This is a genomic window from Paenibacillus xylanilyticus, assembly GCF_013359935.1.
Classification (GTDB): Bacteria; Bacillota; Bacilli; order Paenibacillales; family Paenibacillaceae; genus Paenibacillus; species Paenibacillus xylanilyticus.
In genome coordinates, this window is the sequence record NZ_JABMCB010000005.1 from 1 (window position 1) to 308 (window position 308).

Sequence of the window (308 nt, forward strand, 5' to 3'; positions counted from 1 at the left end):
CCTCAAGATGAGATTTCCCAGTATGTAAGACCCCTTGAAGACGACGAGGTAGATAGGCTGGGGGTGGAAGTGCAGCAATGCATGGAGCTGACCAGTACTAATCGGTCGAGGGCTTATCCAATATGCAGGTTCTAGTCGCAAGTTTCGTTTCGGATCTAGTTTTCAGAGAATAATCTCTGAACGCATTTGTTTCACAAATGCTCGTTTGGTGGCGATAGCGGAGGGGTTCCACACGTACCCATCCCGAACACGACCGTTAAGCCCTCTAGCGCCGATGGTACTTGGACCGAAGGGTCCTGGGAGAGTAG

2 rRNA genes are annotated in these 308 nt (G+C 51.0%); both read left to right on the plus strand.

Features of this window, described 5'->3' with window-relative positions:
• Positions 1-121, plus strand: a 23S ribosomal RNA gene (locus HP552_RS00020); the annotation flags it as partial.
• An 83-nt stretch (positions 122-204) separates the two neighbouring features.
• Positions 205-308, plus strand: a 5S ribosomal RNA gene (gene rrf, locus HP552_RS00025); the annotation flags it as partial.